The organism is Streptomyces sp. NPDC058052, from assembly GCF_042885515.1.
Taxonomy (GTDB): Bacteria; Actinomycetota; Actinomycetes; order Streptomycetales; family Streptomycetaceae; genus Streptomyces.
In genome coordinates, this window is record NZ_JBHVRX010000037.1 from 1 (window position 1) to 16,927 (window position 16,927).

The window sequence follows — 16,927 nt, forward strand, 5'->3', positions numbered from 1 at the left end:
ACCCGGGAACCTCCCTCATTTTCGAGAGGAACGGCCGCAGATGACCGGACACCACGAATCTACCGGACCGGATGCCGCGCTGAGCAGCGATTCCGTGCGCCGGGTGAGCCAGTATCAGACAGCGGGCACCAACGCCCGGTTGAAGGTGTTCGCTCTCCTGGCCGCCCAGGGTGTTCCCGCGGCTGAGGCCGACGAGCTGGTGGCCGCCCTGGAGGCCGGCGCGGTCGCCGGGGCGCAGAGCGAGGTCGTCGAGCTGGACGGCATGGCGCCGCGCTCGCGTGGCCCGGTGTTCGAGGACGGCTGGGACGCCGGGGTGAGGGCCGTCAGCGAGGCCCTGGTGGGCATCGCTGACCGCGACTGGTCTCGGCGCTGCGGCCGGGCGTCCGGGTCCGCTGAGCTGGCCGTACACCTGGCGGACGTGAGGCAGCGTGAGCGGGCGGACCTGGTGCGGCTGGAGCAGTTCGTCCGGGCCCGCGTCCTGCCGGGCACCCACCCGCACACCACGGCCAGGCGCCGGGTGCTGGAAGCCCTGGGCGAGGCCGGCGGTCTGTGCACGGCCCGGACCGTGAACGGCGAGGGGGACGTCGTCGTCTGCACGCTCGATGCCGGGCACTACGACCCGGACGACAAGCCGCCCTTCAAGGACGGAAATCCCGGCGGCTGGCACAAGGCGGACGCGTCGATCTGGAACGACCTGGGCGCGGCCTGCATTCCGCACGCGGCCCTCTGAAACACCACAGGAATTCAGCGCTCGGGGAGGCACGGAAATGTCAGCGATTCAACTCAAGGAACACCAGGTAGACCAGCGGTCCGCGTTTCGCAGGTGGGTCGGATTCCCTGCAAGGTCATCTGTGCCCCCGCAGGGCGCCCGGGGCACCATCGTGTCAGCGACCGGCTCGGGCAAGACGATCACCGCCGCCGCGTGCGCGCTGGAGTCCTTCGCGGACGGCCGGATCCTCGTCACCGTGCCCACCCTGGACCTGCTCGCCCAGACCGCCCAGGCATGGCGGCTGGTGGGCCACCGGGCCCCGATGATCGCCGTGTGCTCGCTGGAGAACGACCCCGTGCTGAGCGAGCTGGGAGTACGGACCACCACCAACCCGATCCAGCTCGCCCTGTGGGCCTCCTCGGGGCCGGTCGTCGTATTCGCCACGTACGCCTCCCTGGTGGACCGCGAGGACATCGACGCACCCGAGGGCCAGCGGAAGGTTCGCGGGCCGCTGGAGGCCGCTCTGGCGGGCGGGGAACGGCTCTACGGGCAGCAGATGGCGGGCTTCGACCTCGCCATCGTCGACGAGGCCCACGGCACCGCCGGCGACCTCGGCCGCCCGTGGGCCGCGATCCACGACAACGCCCGGATCCCGGCGGACTTCCGGCTCTACCTCACCGCCACCCCGCGCATCCTCGCGGCGGCCCGGCCGCAGAAGGGGGTCGGCGGCCAGGAGGCGGAGATCGCGAGCATGGCTGACGACCCGGACGGAACCTACGGCGCGTGGCTGGCCGAGCTGGGCCTGAGCGAGAGCATCGAGCGGGGGATCCTCGCCGGGTTCGAGATCGACGTCCTGGAGATCCGCGATCCCTCTCCCGTCCTCGGGGAGTCCGAGGAGGCGCAGCGGGGCCGGCGTCTGGCGCTCCTGCAGGCTGCGCTCCTGGAGCACGCCGCGGCGTACAACCTGCGTACGGTCATGACGTTCCACCAGAAGGTGGAGGAGGCGGCCGCGTTCGCGGAGAAGCTGCCCGAAACGGCGGCCGAGCTGTACGTCACCGACGCCTCCGACGCCGATCTGACGGCCGCGGAGAAGCTGCCGAAGTCCTCGATCGAGGCCGAGTTCTACGAGCTGGAGGCCGGCCGCCACGTCCCGCCCGACCGGGTCTGGTCGGCCTGGTTGTGCGGGGACCACCTCGTCACCGAGCGCCGGGAGGTCCTGCGGCAGTTCGCCAACGGCATCGACGCCGACAACCGGCGCGTGCACCGGGCGTTCCTCGCGTCCGTACGTGTCCTGGGCGAGGGCGTCGACATCACCGGCGAGCGCGGGGTGGAGGCGATCTGCTTCGCCGACACCCGCGGCTCCCAGGTCGAGATCGTCCAGAACATCGGCCGCGCACTCCGGCTCAACAGGGACGGCTCCACGAAGATCGCCAGGATCATCGTGCCCATCTTCCTGGAGCCGCACGAGGACCCGACCGACATGGTCGCCAGCGCCAGCTTCCGCCCCCTTGTAGCCGTCCTCCAGGGCCTCCGCAGTCATGACGACCGTCTCGTCGAGCAGCTCGCCTCCCGGGCCCTCACCAGCGGGAAGCGCAAGACCCACCTGCGCCGCGACGAGAACGGGCAGATCGTCGGCACCGGCGGCGAGGGCGAGGACCAGGAGGACGGCACCGACGCCGCAGCCGAGTCGGCCCTGCTCCACTTCTCCAGCCCCCGCGACGCCGCCACCATCGCCGCGTTCCTGCGCACCCGCGTCTACCGGCCCGAGTCCCTGGTCTGGCTGGAGGGCTACCAGGCCCTGATCCGCTGGCGGGCCGAGAACGAGATCACCGGTCTCCACGCCGTCCCGTACGACACCGAGACCGAGGTCGGCGTCACCAAGGCGTTCCCCCTCGGGCGGTGGGTGCACCAGCAGCGCAAGGCCCTGCGCGCCGGCGAACTCGAGGACCGGCGCAAGGTGCTCCTGGACGCCCCGGAGGCCGGGATGGTGTGGGAGCCGGGCGAGGAGGCGTGGGAGGCCAAGCTCGCCGTGCTCCGCTCGTACCGGCGGGCCACCGGGCACCTTGCGCCCCGGCAGGACGCCGTGTGGGGCGAGGACGACGAGATGGTGCCCGTCGGCCAGTACATGGCCAACCTCCGCAGGAAGGGCGCGAAGAGCGGGCTGGGGAAGGACGAGGACACTGCGACGACCCGGGCCGCGCAGCTCGCCGCGATCGACAAGGACTGGAACTGCCCCTGGCCCCTGGACTGGCAGCGGCACTACCGCGTGCTCGCGGACCTGGTCGACGCCGACGGCCAGCTGCCCGACATCGCCCCCGGCGTGCTGCTGGACGGCGACGACATCGGACGGTGGCTCCAGCAGCAGAAGCAGCCGGCTACCTGGGCGCGCCTGTTGCCCGAGCAGCAGGCGCGGCTGTCCGCGCTGGGTGTGCAGCCCGACCAGGCGCCCGCTCCCGCCCCCGCGGCCAGTCCCGGGGCGAAGGGGCCGAGCAAGGCGCAGCAGGCGTTCCAGCGGGGCCTGGCGGCCCTCACGCAGTGGGTCGAGCGGGAAGGCGCGCACCGCCCGGTCCCCCGCGCCCACGGCGAGGAGATCGCGGTCGAGGGTGAGGCCGAACCGGTCGTCGTGAAGCTGGGTGTGTGGGTCTCCAACACCAAGAGCCGGCGCGACAAGCTCAGCGCCGACCAGCTCGCCTCGCTCGCGAAGCTGGGCGTGGACTGGGCGTGACAGGCCGTCCGGCTCGTCGTTGAGCTGGGAGGTCAGCGAAGTGGAGGCCCCGGGGCGTCGTGACCCCCGGGGCCTTCGGCTTCTCCTCCGGCACCGGGATGGTGGTGCAACACGGACTGCAACACGCCCCCTTGACGGCTGTTGGGCCACGTTTGTGCAGGTCAGGGGTGCAACGCGCAGTCGTGTTGCAGCGTCGGTGTTGCACGGCCCGGGTGAGTGCGTTGCAGCGGTGGCGCGATCGTCACCGCTTCGGGTGGCGCGTTCTTCGCGGCCGGGGGTGCCTTGCCGGGAAGCCCGCTCCCCTGTGGCCCAGAGCGGCTATACCGGATCGGGGCCGACTGCCCTGCCCGCCGTAGGAGAAGGAGTCCACCGCCTCATGACCGACGCCGCGAACACCCCTCCCACCACCCGTGCCGCCCGCGTACTCACCACCGTCTTCGTCATCATCGCCGTCGCCTACATGGGCTTAATGACCTTCATCTCAGTGCCTGAGCTCACGGACTACATGAGCGGCCGGGACATCGACTTCCCGGTGTTCCTGGCCATCGCGGCCGTCGCCGGCCCCGCCCTGTTCTGGGCCTACATCGGCCTCGGCTTCGGGCTGAGCAAGACGGGCTGGGCTGCCGGACTCGCCCTCACCGGCATCCTCACCAGCCTCACCTACGGGTGGCTCCTCGCCTCCTCCAACGGCCACGGCTTCGCCTACTGGCTGTTCCTCACCCTGATCGTCGCCACCAACCTCGGCGCCTTCTGCGTGATGCCCTACGCCCTCGTCCGCGGCACCATCAGGAGCCGCTGACCCGCCCGAGCCGGGGCCAGCCGTCCTGACGGCGCCGCCAGCCCCGGACACGGGCAAGCCCCCTCCCGGTGCGCGCCTCTCCTGGTGCCTCAGCTCGTCTGGTGTCGGATTGCGTACGTCTCGTACGGCACGGCGGACCCGTCGGCGGCGGGCTGGTCGGTGGTGCCGGTGTGGGTGAAGCCGGCCTTGGCCAGGACGCGGCCGGAGGCCGGGTTGGCGGGGTGGTGCATGGCTTCCACCCGTTCCAGGCCGGCGGTGGCGAAGGCGAAGGCGACGACCTGCTCGGCGGCGTTGGTGGCGTAGCCGCGGCCCCAGGTGTCGTCGCGCAGGATGTAGCTGATGGTGCCCATGACGGGCGAGCGGCGGCGCAGGGCGATGAAGCCGATCATCTCGTCGGCGGCGAGGATGCCCCAGCTCCACTGCGCCCTCGGCATCTCGGCCGCCCGGGCAAGGGCGCTGCGGATCTTCTCCTGGGCCTGGTCGAGCGGGAGCGCGCGGCCGGTGGTGTAGCGGACGGACGCGCCGCTGTAGATGCGGGTGAGGGCGGGGGCGTCGTCGAGGGTCAGGGCGCGCAGGGTCACCATGCTGCGATCAGTTCCTTGGCGGTGGGGCGGTCGGCGGGGTCGGGTGCCAGGCAGGCGGTGATGGTGGCCGCGAAGGTGGGGAACGGCCAGGGCCGTACGTCGGCCAGCTGGGTGGTGTGGCCTTGGGCGATGACGGCCAGCTTGTCCAGGCGGTCGAGGCTGTCGTCGTAGGGGACGGGGCGGTGGCCGGTCCAGCACCAGAACAGGGAGGCGCCCAGGCTCCACACGTCGGCGGCTGGCTGCGCCTGAACGTGAGTGTCGTCTGGGGTCGCGAGGACGGCAGCGGCGATCTCGGGGGCGGTCGTGTGCGTCAGCGCGCCGCGGTACGGCAGGCGCCCATCGGGTTCGGGGCCGCAGGCGAGGGCGTAGTCGATGACCTCGGCGCGGCCGCCTGCGGTGATGAGGGTGTTGGTGGGCTGGACGTCGGCGTGGGCCCACCCGGCGGCGTGCAGGCCGGCCAGGTGCTCAGACCAGGTGCGGGCGATCCGCCGGAGCCAGGGCCGGACCGAGGGCCGGTCGCCTTCGGGACCACGGGCCAAGGCGAGCGCCCGCCACAGCGGGACGCCGTCGACCCAGCGGACCGCGAGCCACCGGCCACCGTCCCAAGGGCCGGCGTCGACGCGGTAGCCGGGCCGGATCGCCCCGGCCGCGGTGAGGCGGAGGAGGTGCTCGTCCTCCTGGGCCATCTCGGCTGCCTTGTCCCGGGCGGTGGCCTCGTCGGGGCTGTTCGCCTTCACGGCCACGGCTCCCCGGGGCCCTTGGATCTTCCATGCCCGGGAGCCGCGCCGGTCGCTCAGGAGCCTTGCGGTGAGGGGATCGCCGAGTTGTTCGGTGAGGCGGGTGAGGGCTTCACCGGGGGGAGGAAGCGCTTGGCCCATGTCTTGATCTCCTTCCACTGGTCGGGGACGTGCTCGAGGAGGTCGCGGCCGTCGTCCACTGCGACGGCGAGCGCGGCCGCCAGGTCCGGGGTCGCGGTGAGGAAGCGGGGGTCGCGGCGGCGTACGGCGGCCCTCACCGGGAGGAACGAGACAGGGGCGGCCGGGATCCGGGCGCCTGCCCGGGTGGTTTCCTCCTCGCCCGCGTGGAACTTGCCGAACATGATCCCGACGGGGCCGTAGAGGTTCTTCAGGACCCAGTGCGGCCAGGCCAGCAGGTCACGATGCCGGGCCCCGGGGACGTCGCCGAGGAGGACGATGTTCTCGCACCGCAGGCTGCCGTGCGGCCGGTTCAGCAGAGGGCGCAGCCACTCCGCGGCCTGGACTCCCGCATGGAACAGCTCCGCCTCCACCGCCGCGGGCTCGCCGTCGGCCCGATACACGGTCCAGCTCGTCAGGCCCTGCTGGAGGGAGGGAGCCAAGTAGGGGCAGTGGGAGGTCATCTGCCGCAAGTACGCGCTGATGTGGATCGTGGCCGGAGCGGTGGTGCTGGCTTCGACAAGGCGCAGCGCCCCGGCGGTGGGCCGGGGCGCTGCGCTGGTGCGGGTGCGGTTCACGGGCGGTGGGTCGGGGGCTGCTCGGGGGTGAGGTCGTCGCCGTCGCCGCCGGCGGGGCCGCAGTCCCACTCGGCGACCACGGTGCCGGTCTCGCGGTAGCGGGCGATGGCCTGCTCGTCGACGTTGCCGTGGGCGTCGGTAAACCAGATCTCCGGGAGCGGCCCGTACGCGGCCTCGTAGGCGGCGACCCAGGCGATCGGGCCGTGGCCGTTGTTCGCGACGTGGCGGATCGGCTGGCCGGCGGTCTCCTGGCACAGGACGTCGTAGGCGGGGGTGCCGAGCATGTCGTGCCAGGCGGCGTCCACGGCCGGGGAGAACATCTCGGGCGCGGACTGGCCGTTCTTGAAGCGCTGGCCGGTGATGGTCAGGAAGCGGCGCAGCTCCAGGGTTGCGGTGGTCACGATGGTGCCCCTCTCGGTGTCGAGTGGTGCTCGCCCGGCCCGGGTTGGGCCGGCCGTCGTGCTGTTCGACGCCGCGCACCCGAGGATCCCCAGGTCTCGTCCGGGTGCGCGGCGGGTTCAGAGGGCCTTGGCGGGCGCGGATGCGGCGGCTTCGGTGAGGCGGTCCAGGCGCTCGTAGAGGGCGCGGATGAGGCGGGCCCGCCCCTGGGCGCACAGCACCGTGCCATCCGGAGCAGCGGACAGGCGCCGGTCGGCTTCGTCCAGGACGACGTCGGCGAGGGCGCGGGCGGCGTGGTCGGCGGGCAGCTGGTCGGCGGCGCGGCGGACGTCGGCGGCAACTGCGCGGGCGGCGCCGGTCAGCTGCAGCGCGATCTGGTGGAGGTCCGCCGGCTGTAGCCCGGTCTCGCCGGTCCAGCCGAGCACGGCCTTGGCCAGGCGCTCGTGGGTGCTTCGGTCGAGGGGGAGTTCACCTTCGAGGAGCCCTTCGGGGTCGTGGAGGGCCAGGTGTCTGCTGCTCATCAAAGCCTCGCTGGTGCGGTCGCGGGGTGTGCGGCGGGGGCGGGCAGGGCCTGGCTGCCGTCGTGGTTCTCGGGCTGCTGGGCGAGGAAGCGGGCGTAGCCGCGGTCGGCGCGGGCGAGCAGCGCGGGGGACGGAACGCCGTACCGGGGCTTGGGGGCGGTGGTGCTGGTCGTCTGTGCGCGCATGAGGCACCGTCCCGTTCCGCTGGTGGTCCGTCGGTGCTTCGACGCTACGGACGGCGCAGGCCGGGCCTCAAGAAGGTTGCGGATAGTTGCGCGGATTCACCCCAGGGCGTCGGCGGCGGCCCGGATGAGGGTGCGGGCGGCGTCGCCGTGGACGGCCATCTGCGCCAGGCCCTTGAAGGCTTTGGCGTAGTCGGCCAGTTCGCGGGGCTGGCGGACGTTGATGCCGGCGGTGAGGGTTTCCACCACGGTGTGCCGGTCGTCGTAGAGGTAGAACGCCTCCAGCGGCCACACCGTGCGCGGGACGCCGAGCGGGATGATGCCCAGGGAGACCGACGGCAGCGGCATCACGGTGAGCAGGTGCTGGAGCTGGCCGGCCATCGTGGCGGGCGTGCCGATCCGGGTGCGCAGCACCCACTCCTCGATGAGGACGACGAAGCGGTGCTCGCCCTCGTAGAGGAAGCGGGAGCGGGCAAGGCGTGCGGCGACGGCCTCGGGGATGTCGTCGGGGGTGCCCTGGAAGTCGGTGATGGAGCGCATCAGGGCCTCGGCGTAGTCGGCGGTCTGGAAGAAGCCGGGGATGACGTTGGAGACGTACGCGCGGCAGGTGCGCGCGGCGGCGTTGCGGGCGAGGACGTCTTCCTGGGCGCGTCGCATCCCGGCGCGGTGCTGGCGGCGCCACTCCAGGTACATCGAGTCCACCGCGCGGGCGGTGGCCACCAGGTCCGCCGCCTGGTCCTCGGCGTTGCAGGCGGCGCACCAGGCCCGGATGTCGGCGTCGGAGGGCGCGGCCTTGGCGCCGAGGATGCGGGAGGTCTTGGCCTTGTCCCAGCCACAGCGACGGGACAGCTCACGCCCGTTGATCCCGGCGTCCCGCATGAGGTGGCCCAGGCGCACCGCGAGAGCTTCGCGGGCGGCCTGGGCACTGGACGACGGGGAGACGGGCATGAGACGCGGGAAGTCCTGTGGTGGGGTGGTCTGGGTTACGGCGTGTACTTGGCGTGGGGGATGGCGCGCTCCCACACCTTCTCGAACGCGGTGCGGCACAGGGTGGCCGCGGCCGGGTCGGTGGTGCGTTCGCGGCCGTCCTTGGCCCAGTCGCCGGTGCCGGTGAAGTGGTGGAACTGCACCACCGTGTCGTCCAGGAGCCAGAAGTCGTTCCCGGGCAGCGCGATGGTGCTCGCTTCGCGGCGGGGCAGCCAGCGGACCTGCTCGCCGGCCTGGAGGTTGAGCGGGGTGATGGCGTGCTCGTAGCGGATGTAGTCGGTGACCGGCTCGGAGACGATCCGGGCGCGGCGCATCACCACCCCGCGGCCCACCGCCTCCTTGACGAGGGGCATCCACTGCGGCCAGAACGAGCGGGTCGGGTCGAGGTTCGGGATACCGGTGCGCAGGAAGGTGGCGAAGTCGTCGGCTTCGTCTCCTACGGCGTAGCTGTCGCGCATCTCCAGATGGACGGCCGTGCGCTCGGTGGCGGCCAGGAGCTCAGCGAACGTCGCGTTGTGCAGCGCTTGCGCGTTCAGCGGCATCGCACGCCTCCCTCAGGATCGGCACCATCCGGGCCGGGATGCGGATCACCCGCTCGTGCGCGGGGATGCCCTTCTTGTGGCCGGCCACCCACTCGGTGGAGCCGACCAGGGCGGTGAGGAGCTCGTCGGCCTCCTCGCCCTGCAGGACGAGATCTGCGGACTCCTCTTCGACCCACACCGTCGGCGATCCCTCACCTCCGGTGTTCGGGTCCATCCCGACGAACCGTAACTCCATGGTGGTCTCCCCTGTCGAGCTGGTTGCGGATGGTTGCGCACAACGACCGTCCCGCGCTTCGGCGCTGGCGGTCAAGAGCGCGAGCCGCGCCAGGCCGCTGGCACTTCCGTGCGCCCCAGAAGGGACAGCACCCGGGCCGCCGAAAGAGTGAACCTGCCCTCGCGTACGTGGGCGCGGTCCTAGTCGCACCGGTCCAACTCGTCTGCTTTCAGGAGCTGTTGACATGTTTTGCGGTGGTCTGTCATGTTCTGTCGCCAAGGTTCAAGGCGAACGAGCGAGAGCGAGGAAACCCCATGGCTCAGCGAACCGAGTACGACGCGGCCCAGGCCGCGAAGCGGCTGCACACGACGGTCGTGGTGCTGCGCTGGGCGCGGCACGTGGGCGTGGTCCCAGATCCGGACGTCCGCGGCTTCGCGTGGTCGAGGTCGGCGGTGGAGGCGATGGACGCGGCCGCCGTGCGGGCCTCGATGCCGCGCGAGGCGGTCTCGCCGTACGAGGCGGCGAACCGGATCGCGGCAGCACTGGGTACGCCGAACGAGCCCGGCCAGCCGCCGGCGGTGTCCTGCTATGCAGTGGAGCGCCTGATCGCGCTCGGCCTCCTGCTCGACCTCAGCGGCCACCGCCGGTACAGCTCCCTCAACCCCGACCAGGTCGACCAGGTCGCCGCCCGGGAGGGCCTGGCCGAGCTGCTGGACCGTGAGGCGCCGCTCGGGCCGGAGCAGGCCGCCGCCCGGCTAGGCGTACGCCGGGTCGATTTCGAGTGGATGCGCCGCCTGGGCTGGATCGCTCCCGTCTCCTGGGGCCGCGTCCAGTTCGGCGCGAGCAAAGCCGGAGCCGTCGACGTCCCCCGCTTCGCTGCTGGCCACGTCGACGACCTGCCTGGGGCACACCCCGAGGTCGACTGGGCGCAGCTGCGCACGGTCGGCAAGGGCCGGCGCTCTCCCCTGGCCGGACTCCAGGCGCAGCTGGTCTGAGCGCGCCCGGCCCCGGCCCTGACGAACAGCACCTCTTCCCCTCGGCTATCGCGTGGGAAAGAGGTGTCGTTTTGCGAAAGGGGCTTGCCCACGGCCATTGACCTGGGGAAACGGAAGATCACCGGATTCGGGGGGTCCCACCTCCGGTCACACCTGCGGTCCCCCGCCTAGTGCACCCCTGCAGACAACCCTCCAGTCCCCTTCCGGTGCAACCCTCCAGCGGGTCGGGGTGCGCCCGGCGGCCTCCCCGGCCGGGGAGGCTTGCCCGGGTGCGCTGGACGATTCGCGCACGTGCGGGTGAACCCACCTCGACTGGCGAACCGTTCCCCGCCGCGCTGTCGTCGACAAGGGGATGAAGCCGATCGACGAACAGCACATCGCAGAGCCCGGCCTGGTCGTGCTCGACATCACCGGCGGGGACGAAGACACCGTCCGGGCCGTCATGACCGCGCTGGAAGAACGCTGGGCGACCTCGGGCATCGTCCCGATGCGACGGGACCCCGGCGAGCCCGGTGTCCGGGCCCGGATCTACGCCGACGTCCTGCGCCCGGGACGGGAAGCCCCATAGCCGCAGGCCCTGGACAAGCCTCCTCGCGGAGGGCTTGCCCAGGGTCGCCTCGGGCTTGCCCAGGTGCTCAGGCTTGCCCGGCCGTCGGCGCCCACAGGGGGTGAGCACGCCCGGTGCCGTGGCAGTGGGAGCACAGTCCGCCGCCGGGCGTGCTGTGCGCGTCGATGGTGATGACGGCGTCGCGCAGGAGTTGGGTGAGGCCGTCCACGTGGTCGGTGTGCAGGGCGAGCTGGTGGCGCTTGCCAAGCAGGATCTCCAGCGCGGTACCCGGCGCGGCGGCGCCCAGTTCGTAGGTGATGCCGCGGGTGACCGTGGTGATCAGATCGTGGACGTGGCCCATCGTCTCCCCGCCGGACAGCTCCACCCGCGCGGTGAAGGCGATGTCACCGGGCCGGGTGAGGGAGAGCAGCGCGTCGGCGCGCTCGAAGGGGAGGAGGCGCCCGACGGGTTCGGAGTGGGTCTGGCGGAGAGCGGCGAGGGCGTGCCACATGTCCCCCGCATCGCTGGGCACGGGCCCGGGGATGTTCTGCTTGTTTCGTCTCATGGCTCCGGTGTACGACCGGCGAGGAGGCGTCGGCCGGCTCCGGGCATCTGCGTCCCGGAGGGTGACGCCGCGACTTCGGGAGCCGTCCCGCCCCGTGATCCGGATGCTGGGCAAGCCCTCCGCACCGAGGGCTTGCCCAGCAGAACCCGTGATCGGTCGGCAGGCCGGTCGTGACCGATCCGTCTCTCACAATCGGTCAACCAGCACGTCAGCGCCCTGACCGGTCCATGCAACTCCCGGCCTGGGCGGTGACCGGTCATCGGTCACGTGTCATCGGTCAGCCGCGCCCTGGCCGTGAAGGCCAGCGGTGGCCGTGACCGATGCCGCCCTGCCGACGAGCGCTGGCCGGGGTGGGCAAGCCGGTGTTCGGGATGGCTTGCCCAGGCTCCCCTTGGGCTTGCCCAGCGCCGGTCAGCGGCCGATGGCTTCGGGGTAGCGGGAGCGGCGCCGGTGTGGGTCGTCGACGCCGATCTCGTACCAGGGCTCGCCGCGCTGGAGCCGGGGCAGGGTGTTGACCCACACCGCGATGGTGATGCCCTCCACGGCGGCCGTGAGCGCCTGGAGCCGGTTGTCGAGGAGATGCTCCGCTTTGCCCGCCAGGACGACGTGCAGCCGCGGGAAGGTCTTCGAGCGGGTGTAGCGGTGGCGCTGCCAGAACGGATACGTCCCGCCGATGGTGCCGCGGGCGCCCTCCCAGACGCGGTGCCCGGCGTAGCGCTCGTAGTCCCAGACCTCCTTCGCGAGGAGGGCCTGGGACATGGTGCCGTTGTCGAGTTCGAAGAGGCGGACCTCGCTGGTCTTGGTGGGCACGGCGAGGACGGCGTCGGTGTTGAAGGACAGGCCGGTCTGCTTGATGGCGTGGTTGACCTCCACCTGCCAGTCGGTCAGGTACTCCCGGCGCCCGCGCAGGACCGTGTCGGTGTAGGCGAGGATCGTGTCGGTCACCGCGAGACCGTGCGGGCCGAACCCGGCTCGGACGGCCTTCGCTCCGGTGCCGGCCTTCGGCCGGGGTGGCAGCTCGTTGCCGTCGGCCAGAGCCTTCTGCCCTGCCGGGGTGAGGTTCCAGATCTTGTGCTTGCCGTCCTTGCCGTTCGTCTCCGCCAGCCCGAGCTTCTCCAGTTCCACCATCGCCCTGCGCACGTACGACCGGCCGTCCGACTCCTCCCCCGTGATCACCTGAGCCATCTGCCGAACCGTGGCTATCCGTACACACCCCAGCATCCTCAGAGCATCGGCTCGTACCTTCCCGGCCGTGGGAGTGGACTTCTTCCCCTTCGCTGCTGTCTCAGGGGTAGGGAGAGAGGTGTCAGCGTGCCGAGCGGCCCCCTGACGGGCGGTGTGAGCTGCGGTGATGGGCACGACGTTGGAATCGTTCACGGCACTGGACGCGGCACCGGCTTCCGGGCCGTCTGCAGGGTTCTCAGCACCCCTTGACCAGGTCTGGCCCGGCTCCGGCTCTGGCTCGGGCTGCCGGGCGCTGCTGGCGTACGTCATGATCAGGCTCCTCGCGGGTGGCGCGGGACTCCGGGCAGAGTTCCGCATTCACCTGCTACAGGTGCCGCCGAAGCCGATCGTGTGACGCCCGTTATCGAGCCGTGATCATTTGGTGGGTGCGGCGCAGAGCTCGGAGACGATCGTGAACGAGGTGCTCACCATCGGCACGGCCATGGCCGGCGGCATCGCCGCGTGGGTGGTCTTGCCGTGCGCCATGCCGTTGCGGATCTGGCGGCCGTAGTCGAGGTACTCCGCCTGGCGTGCGGTCAGGACGCCGGTGTCGGCTCCCTGCTTGATGAGTTGCTGCAGCGGCTTCTTGCCCGCGCCCGGGATGCGGTCGCGCAGCACGATCTCCACCGCGATCAGGGAGTGCATGACCGCCACGGTGGAGAACTCGTAGCAGTAGTAGGACTGGCGCAGCAGCTCCCGGGCCGTGCGCAGGACGGTCGCTGCGGCCTCGGGAACGCCGTCGGGCACGACCAGGTCCTCCACGAGGTCGTGCATGTCGGCGTACTGGCCGACGAAGTAGTGGGCGCGTTCGTCGGGCACGGGGAACGGGAGGCGCTGCGTAGTCATCCCCGGAGTCTCCCAGCGGTGTACCAGGTCCGGCAGCGGCTTTTCCCCGGCCGTCGCTCAGGGTGCCGGGACGGAGATTTCTCCCCTCCCGGGATGGGCGGTTTGTCGCACCTGGCGGACCCTGTCAAGGGGAAACGCGCGGCCGCCCGAACCTGGACAAGGGGGGTGGGTGGTCACCGTCGGTGCGCGGACTCTGTCCACAGGGCAGCTCCCCAAGGCTCGGAACCAGGCCGTCGCGATCCGCGCGGCGGCCCGTACGTGAGGAGCCGTCATGCCCGAGACCACCGCCCTGCCGCTCGCCCCGATGACCCCGCACGCGGCGATCAGCGCGTTCAGCTACCTCCGCGCCGTCCAGGCCCAGGACGTCGAGGCCGCCCGGGAGTTCGCCGGCGCCGAGCCGCGGATGGCCGAGCTGCTCGTCGACGCCGTCGAGCGGATCGTCGTCCCCGTCACCGCCCTGCCCGGCCCGGAGGCCGGCGAACCGACCACGGAGATGTTCGCTCTGGAAGCCCTCGGGCAGGTCCTGGTGTCCACCCTGCGAATCTGGGCGCAGGCCGGGCCGGAGGCTGCGGAGGGCATCGCCTGCGCCGTCATCGACTTCGTCCTGCAGTTCCTCACCGACGACCACGAGGACGTCGCCGAGGTGCTGCGCCAGCTGGAGGCGGTGGGAGTGGGCCAGGCCCTCGCCGCCCACCCCGCACCGGACGAGGCCCACCTGGTGCGCCTCTCCATCGTGTAGTTCGCGGCGGGGACGGCGACGGTGCGCACCGCGCCCATCGGGTGGCCTCCACCCGATGGGCGCACCACCGCACCACCGCACCACCGCACCGCACCGCACCAGGGCGGGGCGGGGCGGGGCGGGGCCATGATGCGCACCACCGTGCACCGCACCAGGTGCGCTTCCGCGTTGGCGGGGCCCTATCACACACCCCCTTGACCAGGCCCTGATCGGCAGCCGCAACCGGCTGTGTCAAGGAGAAACGTGCCAGTGGAGAACATGGTCAAGGGGTGGAGCCGCACCCGGTCAACGGGGTCGGTGGAACCTGGACAAGGGGCGGTGCGGAGGGTGGACAAGGGGTCGGCCGAACCTCGGCAAGGGGTGAGTGGGCGAGGGTGCGGATGGTGCGCACCCGGTGCGGTGCGGGACATCGTGGTGCGCCCGAGAGTGGAGCCCACCGTCAATCGGGTGCGCACCGCGGTGGACTCCACCGCGGTAATCCACCGCGAGGGTGGCGCCCACCGAGTGGAGCCCACCGCGAGGGTGGCGCCCACTGGATGGAGTCCACTGAGTGGAGCCCACCCAATGGAATCCACTCAGTGTCGACTCCGGGGCGGTCCACTCGGTGGACGGTGCCCGGCCTCGTCACCACAGCCAGGCGTTCGAGTGCCGCATCCGGGACAGGGCGCGGGCGTCGCGGCGGGCGGCGGCGCTGCCGATGCGGTTCTGCCGGGGCCGCGGCCGGCGCGCCTGAGCGCCGTAGAAGCGTCGGACTCCCGCCGCCTTGAGCCGCTTGCGCTGCTTGGCCAACTGCTCCTTCTTCGCCTTGATGGACTTCGGCTTCCGGGGACGCTTCCAGATCGGCTGCCAGTCCGTCGGCGGCGCGTACGCCTCGGCGCGCTCCTGGGAAGCGGCCTTCAGCCGGGCGGCAACGGCTTCGATCCTCGGGTCCGCGGGCGGCATGTTGGTCATGCGATTCCTCCGGTAGGTGGTGTCCGTCCCTGTGCGGGCTGGACAGGCTGCTGGGCGCTCGGCGGCGGAGCCGCCGCGGACTTGGGAGGGAGGCGGCGGCCGGCAGCTCGCTCCCGGACCCCTGCCTGAAGCCGGGCGGCCATCTCGGCCATCTCGGCGGCTGCGGCCTCCAGCGTCCGGCTGGTCAGCTCCACCGCGGCGACGTCCGTCGTCGGCTCCAGGTCCCGGCCGGCCCTCCGCCCGAGGCGGGGGCTCAGGGTGGCTGGCACGGCGACGGTGTGCGGCCGGGGCCGGGAGTTCAGGCGGTCCGCGCGGCGTGCGGCGTGGACCCGGGCGGTCAGCGCGCCGGCAGCGAGACGGGCCCGCTGGTACGGGGTGGCGGACCGGTTGCGGGTCATGGGGCGGAGCACGGCCTGGTCCTCGGTGTCGTGCGGGTAGAGGGCGTGGAGGTCGGCGGTCATCATCCGGCCTCGGCCGACCGGGCGGGTGTAGGCGTCGATGGCCGTCTGGACGATCTGTTCGTCCAGGCCGCGCTGGTGGGGCCGGCCGCGCAGGGCGTAGGAGAGGTGGCGGCGGGCTTCGGCGAGGAGGTGGCGGTGTGCGAACGCGCCGCGCATCACGTACACCACGGCGATCGTCTCAGCGGCGGCCAGGGCGACGTCGACGAGCGGACGCACCCGCGCCCATACCGCCGCTGCCGCTGCTCGGGCGCGCTCCGCCAGCCCGGCGACGACGTCGGCCCCGTACGCTCGGGCCGCCGAGTCCCGCCAGGCGTCACGCAGCTCGGACAGCGACCGCAGCTCTGTGCGCTTCGGTGAGCGGGTCTGGTCGGCGGCCTGGCAGGCGAGCGCGTAGGCGGCCCGCTCCCCCGGCGGGTGGCCTTGCCGCTCCTCGTACTTGGCCGTGAGGAGGGGGAGGGCGTCGGCGATCTGCTGGCGGCGGGTGGACTGCCATCCGATGAGGCGCTGGTCGATCCCGGCGATCTCCATGACCGGGCGGTGGCCGGGCGTCACCTCGCGCGGCTCCCACGCCCATCCGAGCCTGGCGGAGACCTCTTCCATGAAGAGCAGGGTGTAGAGGGCGTCGGCCGCGACGATGTGCTTCATCAGTGCGTCGGCTGTCTGGTTGCCCCACGTGCCGTCCGGCCGCCGGGCCCGGATGGACACGACGGCGTGGTCGTGGAGCAGGGGGCGCGAATCGGTGGCGCGGGACTCGTAGTGCCGGAACACGGCGACGATCAGCCCGTCGCGGACGCGGGCGCTCTTCTTGCCGCCGCTCTTCCATCGGATTTCCGCGACCGCGTCCTCGAGCCAGGCCAGGGTCTTGTCCCGGGCGATGTCCTGGCACAGCTCCAGTACCCGGCGGGTCTCGTCGTCCATGAGCGCCCACGCGATGTGCGCCGTCGGCGGCGCCCGGAAGACGAGGTCCATCCCGAGCCAGGCCGTCCGCTCCTTCGCGTCTTCGGTCTCGGGGGACTGGTTGTGCTCGATGGGCCTGCCCAGCACCGTCGCCCGCCGCGCTTTCGCCGGGGTCTTGCCCTCCGCCAGGAGGGCCTGCTCGATCCGGTCGGCGTCCGGGTGCCGGCCCTCGCCGAGGAGGAGTTCGGCCTGCCGCTCGGTCACCACGTCCCCGGCCGCCAGGCCGACCGCGGCCAGGCCCCGGCCCTTCCACACACCGGGCGGGACACCGGCCTCCTCCTGCGCGGCGCGCAGCGACGTGCCTGCAGGGCGCCGGCCGTCACCGACCATCACGCCGCGGAACAGGTAACGCACCCCGTCTCCCGGACGGACATCCGATTTGCTGATCACCGGGTCATGGAAACCCGCCCCTGACCTGCGCGAAAGCGCGAACCGGGGTCCTTCCCGCCGGGCGGGAGGCCATCAGCAAGTCTTTGCCGAAGCGCCCC

20 protein-coding genes are annotated in these 16,927 nt (G+C 72.1%); 6 read left to right on the top strand and 14 right to left on the bottom strand.

The annotated features are described in order from the left end of the window. Positions 1-103: 103 nt before the first annotated feature. The 3 genes from ACFVU3_RS33945 to ACFVU3_RS33955 all read left to right on the top strand — a co-directional run bounded on the left by ACFVU3_RS33945 (position 104) and on the right by ACFVU3_RS33955 (position 4,233). Positions 104-730 (top strand): hypothetical protein, encoded by a 627-nt coding sequence (locus ACFVU3_RS33945; protein WP_390072422.1) that lies wholly within the window; start codon positions 104-106, stop codon positions 728-730. Positions 731-767: 37 nt separating this feature from the next. Beyond that, a complete protein-coding gene (locus ACFVU3_RS33950) occupies positions 768-3,434 on the top strand; it encodes a Helicase associated domain protein (RefSeq protein WP_390072424.1) in 2,667 nt (888 codons plus the stop codon). Between the two features lie 376 nt (positions 3,435-3,810). Further along, a complete protein-coding gene (locus ACFVU3_RS33955; protein WP_390072426.1) occupies positions 3,811-4,233 on the top strand; it encodes a hypothetical protein in 423 nt (140 codons plus the stop codon). An 89-nt stretch (positions 4,234-4,322) separates the two neighbouring features. Here ACFVU3_RS33955 and ACFVU3_RS33960 read toward each other — a convergent pair whose 3' ends face one another. The 9 genes from ACFVU3_RS33960 to ACFVU3_RS34000 form a co-directional block, all read right to left on the bottom strand. Further along, complete coding sequence (locus tag ACFVU3_RS33960; RefSeq protein WP_390072428.1) at positions 4,323-4,817, bottom strand: GNAT family N-acetyltransferase; 495 nt, start codon at positions 4,815-4,817, stop codon at positions 4,323-4,325. Further along, on the bottom strand, positions 4,811-5,695 hold the full coding sequence (locus ACFVU3_RS33965) for a protein kinase (RefSeq protein WP_390072430.1): 885 nt from the start codon (positions 5,693-5,695) through the stop codon (positions 4,811-4,813). The genes ACFVU3_RS33960 and ACFVU3_RS33965 overlap by 7 nt, the downstream gene beginning before the upstream one ends. Then, the gene (locus ACFVU3_RS33970; RefSeq protein WP_390072432.1) at positions 5,611-6,309 is read right to left on the bottom strand and encodes a DUF6875 domain-containing protein; all 699 of its coding nucleotides are present in this window, start codon (positions 6,307-6,309) and stop codon (positions 5,611-5,613) included. Before ACFVU3_RS33970 ends, ACFVU3_RS33965 begins: the two co-directional genes overlap by 85 nt. Continuing rightward, on the bottom strand, positions 6,306-6,710 hold the full coding sequence (locus tag ACFVU3_RS33975; protein ID WP_390072434.1) for a hypothetical protein: 405 nt from the start codon (positions 6,708-6,710) through the stop codon (positions 6,306-6,308). The genes ACFVU3_RS33970 and ACFVU3_RS33975 overlap by 4 nt, the downstream gene beginning before the upstream one ends. 117 nt (positions 6,711-6,827) lie before the next feature. Then, positions 6,828-7,229, bottom strand: coding sequence for a DUF6415 family natural product biosynthesis protein (locus ACFVU3_RS33980; protein WP_390072436.1), 402 nt, complete (start codon positions 7,227-7,229; stop codon positions 6,828-6,830). Beyond that, on the bottom strand, positions 7,229-7,414 hold the full coding sequence (locus ACFVU3_RS33985; protein ID WP_390072438.1) for a hypothetical protein: 186 nt from the start codon (positions 7,412-7,414) through the stop codon (positions 7,229-7,231). The genes ACFVU3_RS33980 and ACFVU3_RS33985 overlap by 1 nt, the downstream gene beginning before the upstream one ends. Before the next feature lie 96 nt (positions 7,415-7,510). Then, positions 7,511-8,359 carry a DUF5753 domain-containing protein gene (locus ACFVU3_RS33990; protein ID WP_390072440.1) on the bottom strand — a complete coding sequence of 283 codons (849 nt, stop codon included), beginning with the start codon at positions 8,357-8,359 and terminating at the stop codon, positions 7,511-7,513. A gap of 35 nt (positions 8,360-8,394) precedes the next feature. Further along, positions 8,395-8,940 carry a DUF6879 family protein gene (locus tag ACFVU3_RS33995; RefSeq protein ID WP_390072441.1) on the bottom strand — a complete coding sequence of 182 codons (546 nt, stop codon included), beginning with the start codon at positions 8,938-8,940 and terminating at the stop codon, positions 8,395-8,397. Continuing rightward, positions 8,897-9,175 carry a hypothetical protein gene (locus tag ACFVU3_RS34000; RefSeq protein WP_390072442.1) on the bottom strand — a complete coding sequence of 93 codons (279 nt, stop codon included), beginning with the start codon at positions 9,173-9,175 and terminating at the stop codon, positions 8,897-8,899. Before ACFVU3_RS34000 ends, ACFVU3_RS33995 begins: the two co-directional genes overlap by 44 nt. 293 nt (positions 9,176-9,468) lie before the next feature. On the opposite strand from ACFVU3_RS34000, the gene ACFVU3_RS34005 reads away from it, so the two are divergent. Then, positions 9,469-10,149, top strand: a complete 681-nt coding sequence (locus ACFVU3_RS34005; RefSeq protein ID WP_390072444.1) for a hypothetical protein — start codon at positions 9,469-9,471, stop codon at positions 10,147-10,149. Between the two features lie 352 nt (positions 10,150-10,501). After that, positions 10,502-10,717: a DUF6207 family protein gene (locus ACFVU3_RS34010; protein ID WP_362881783.1), complete on the top strand. Its 216-nt coding sequence runs from the start codon at positions 10,502-10,504 to the stop codon at positions 10,715-10,717. A 67-nt stretch (positions 10,718-10,784) separates the two neighbouring features. On the opposite strand, the gene ACFVU3_RS34015 is transcribed toward ACFVU3_RS34010, so the two are convergent. The 3 genes from ACFVU3_RS34015 to ACFVU3_RS34025 form a co-directional block, all read right to left on the bottom strand. Then, positions 10,785-11,261 carry a hypothetical protein gene (locus ACFVU3_RS34015; protein WP_390072446.1) on the bottom strand — a complete coding sequence of 159 codons (477 nt, stop codon included), beginning with the start codon at positions 11,259-11,261 and terminating at the stop codon, positions 10,785-10,787. 411 nt (positions 11,262-11,672) lie between these two features. Next, positions 11,673-12,803, bottom strand: coding sequence for a replication-relaxation family protein (locus ACFVU3_RS34020; RefSeq protein ID WP_390072448.1), 1,131 nt, complete (start codon positions 12,801-12,803; stop codon positions 11,673-11,675). 57 nt (positions 12,804-12,860) lie between these two features. Next, positions 12,861-13,331 carry a hypothetical protein gene (locus tag ACFVU3_RS34025; protein ID WP_390072450.1) on the bottom strand — a complete coding sequence of 157 codons (471 nt, stop codon included), beginning with the start codon at positions 13,329-13,331 and terminating at the stop codon, positions 12,861-12,863. 271 nt (positions 13,332-13,602) lie between these two features. Here ACFVU3_RS34025 and ACFVU3_RS34030 point away from each other — a divergent pair, with 271 nt between their 5' ends. Next, the gene (locus ACFVU3_RS34030) at positions 13,603-14,070 is read left to right on the top strand and encodes a hypothetical protein (RefSeq protein WP_390072452.1); all 468 of its coding nucleotides are present in this window, start codon (positions 13,603-13,605) and stop codon (positions 14,068-14,070) included. A 624-nt stretch (positions 14,071-14,694) separates the two neighbouring features. Here ACFVU3_RS34030 and ACFVU3_RS34035 read toward each other — a convergent pair. Together ACFVU3_RS34035 and mobF are read right to left on the bottom strand one after the other, a co-directional pair. After that, complete coding sequence (locus ACFVU3_RS34035) at positions 14,695-15,021, bottom strand: hypothetical protein (RefSeq protein WP_390072454.1); 327 nt, start codon at positions 15,019-15,021, stop codon at positions 14,695-14,697. Next, positions 15,018-16,769 (bottom strand): MobF family relaxase, encoded by a 1,752-nt coding sequence (mobF, locus tag ACFVU3_RS34040; protein WP_390072552.1) that lies wholly within the window; start codon positions 16,767-16,769, stop codon positions 15,018-15,020. The genes ACFVU3_RS34035 and mobF overlap by 4 nt, the downstream gene beginning before the upstream one ends. Positions 16,770-16,927: the final 158 nt, after the last annotated feature.

Bases quoted from the DNA above. Each gene is read 5' to 3' on its own strand.
- ACFVU3_RS33950 (WP_390072424.1), top strand. From the start codon at position 768: ATGTCAGCGATTCAACTCAAGGAACACCAGGTAGACCAGCGGTCCGCG.
- ACFVU3_RS33955 (WP_390072426.1), top strand. From the start codon at position 3,811: ATGACCGACGCCGCGAACACCCCTCCCACCACCCGTGCCGCCCGCGTA.
- ACFVU3_RS33960 (WP_390072428.1), bottom strand. From the start codon at position 4,817: ATGGTGACCCTGCGCGCCCTGACCCTCGACGACGCCCCCGCCCTCACC.
- ACFVU3_RS33965 (WP_390072430.1), bottom strand. From the start codon at position 5,695: ATGGGCCAAGCGCTTCCTCCCCCCGGTGAAGCCCTCACCCGCCTCACC.
- ACFVU3_RS33980 (WP_390072436.1), bottom strand. From the start codon at position 7,229: ATGAGCAGCAGACACCTGGCCCTCCACGACCCCGAAGGGCTCCTCGAA.
- ACFVU3_RS33985 (WP_390072438.1), bottom strand. From the start codon at position 7,414: ATGCGCGCACAGACGACCAGCACCACCGCCCCCAAGCCCCGGTACGGC.
- ACFVU3_RS33990 (WP_390072440.1), bottom strand. From the start codon at position 8,359: ATGCCCGTCTCCCCGTCGTCCAGTGCCCAGGCCGCCCGCGAAGCTCTC.
- ACFVU3_RS33995 (WP_390072441.1), bottom strand. From the start codon at position 8,940: ATGCCGCTGAACGCGCAAGCGCTGCACAACGCGACGTTCGCTGAGCTC.
- ACFVU3_RS34000 (WP_390072442.1), bottom strand. From the start codon at position 9,175: ATGGAGTTACGGTTCGTCGGGATGGACCCGAACACCGGAGGTGAGGGA.
- ACFVU3_RS34005 (WP_390072444.1), top strand. From the start codon at position 9,469: ATGGCTCAGCGAACCGAGTACGACGCGGCCCAGGCCGCGAAGCGGCTG.
- ACFVU3_RS34010 (WP_362881783.1), top strand. From the start codon at position 10,502: ATGAAGCCGATCGACGAACAGCACATCGCAGAGCCCGGCCTGGTCGTG.
- ACFVU3_RS34015 (WP_390072446.1), bottom strand. From the start codon at position 11,261: ATGAGACGAAACAAGCAGAACATCCCCGGGCCCGTGCCCAGCGATGCG.
- ACFVU3_RS34020 (WP_390072448.1), bottom strand. From the start codon at position 12,803: ATGCGGAACTCTGCCCGGAGTCCCGCGCCACCCGCGAGGAGCCTGATC.
- ACFVU3_RS34025 (WP_390072450.1), bottom strand. From the start codon at position 13,331: ATGACTACGCAGCGCCTCCCGTTCCCCGTGCCCGACGAACGCGCCCAC.
- ACFVU3_RS34030 (WP_390072452.1), top strand. From the start codon at position 13,603: ATGCCCGAGACCACCGCCCTGCCGCTCGCCCCGATGACCCCGCACGCG.
- ACFVU3_RS34035 (WP_390072454.1), bottom strand. From the start codon at position 15,021: ATGACCAACATGCCGCCCGCGGACCCGAGGATCGAAGCCGTTGCCGCC.
- mobF (WP_390072552.1), bottom strand. From the start codon at position 16,769: ATGGTCGGTGACGGCCGGCGCCCTGCAGGCACGTCGCTGCGCGCCGCG.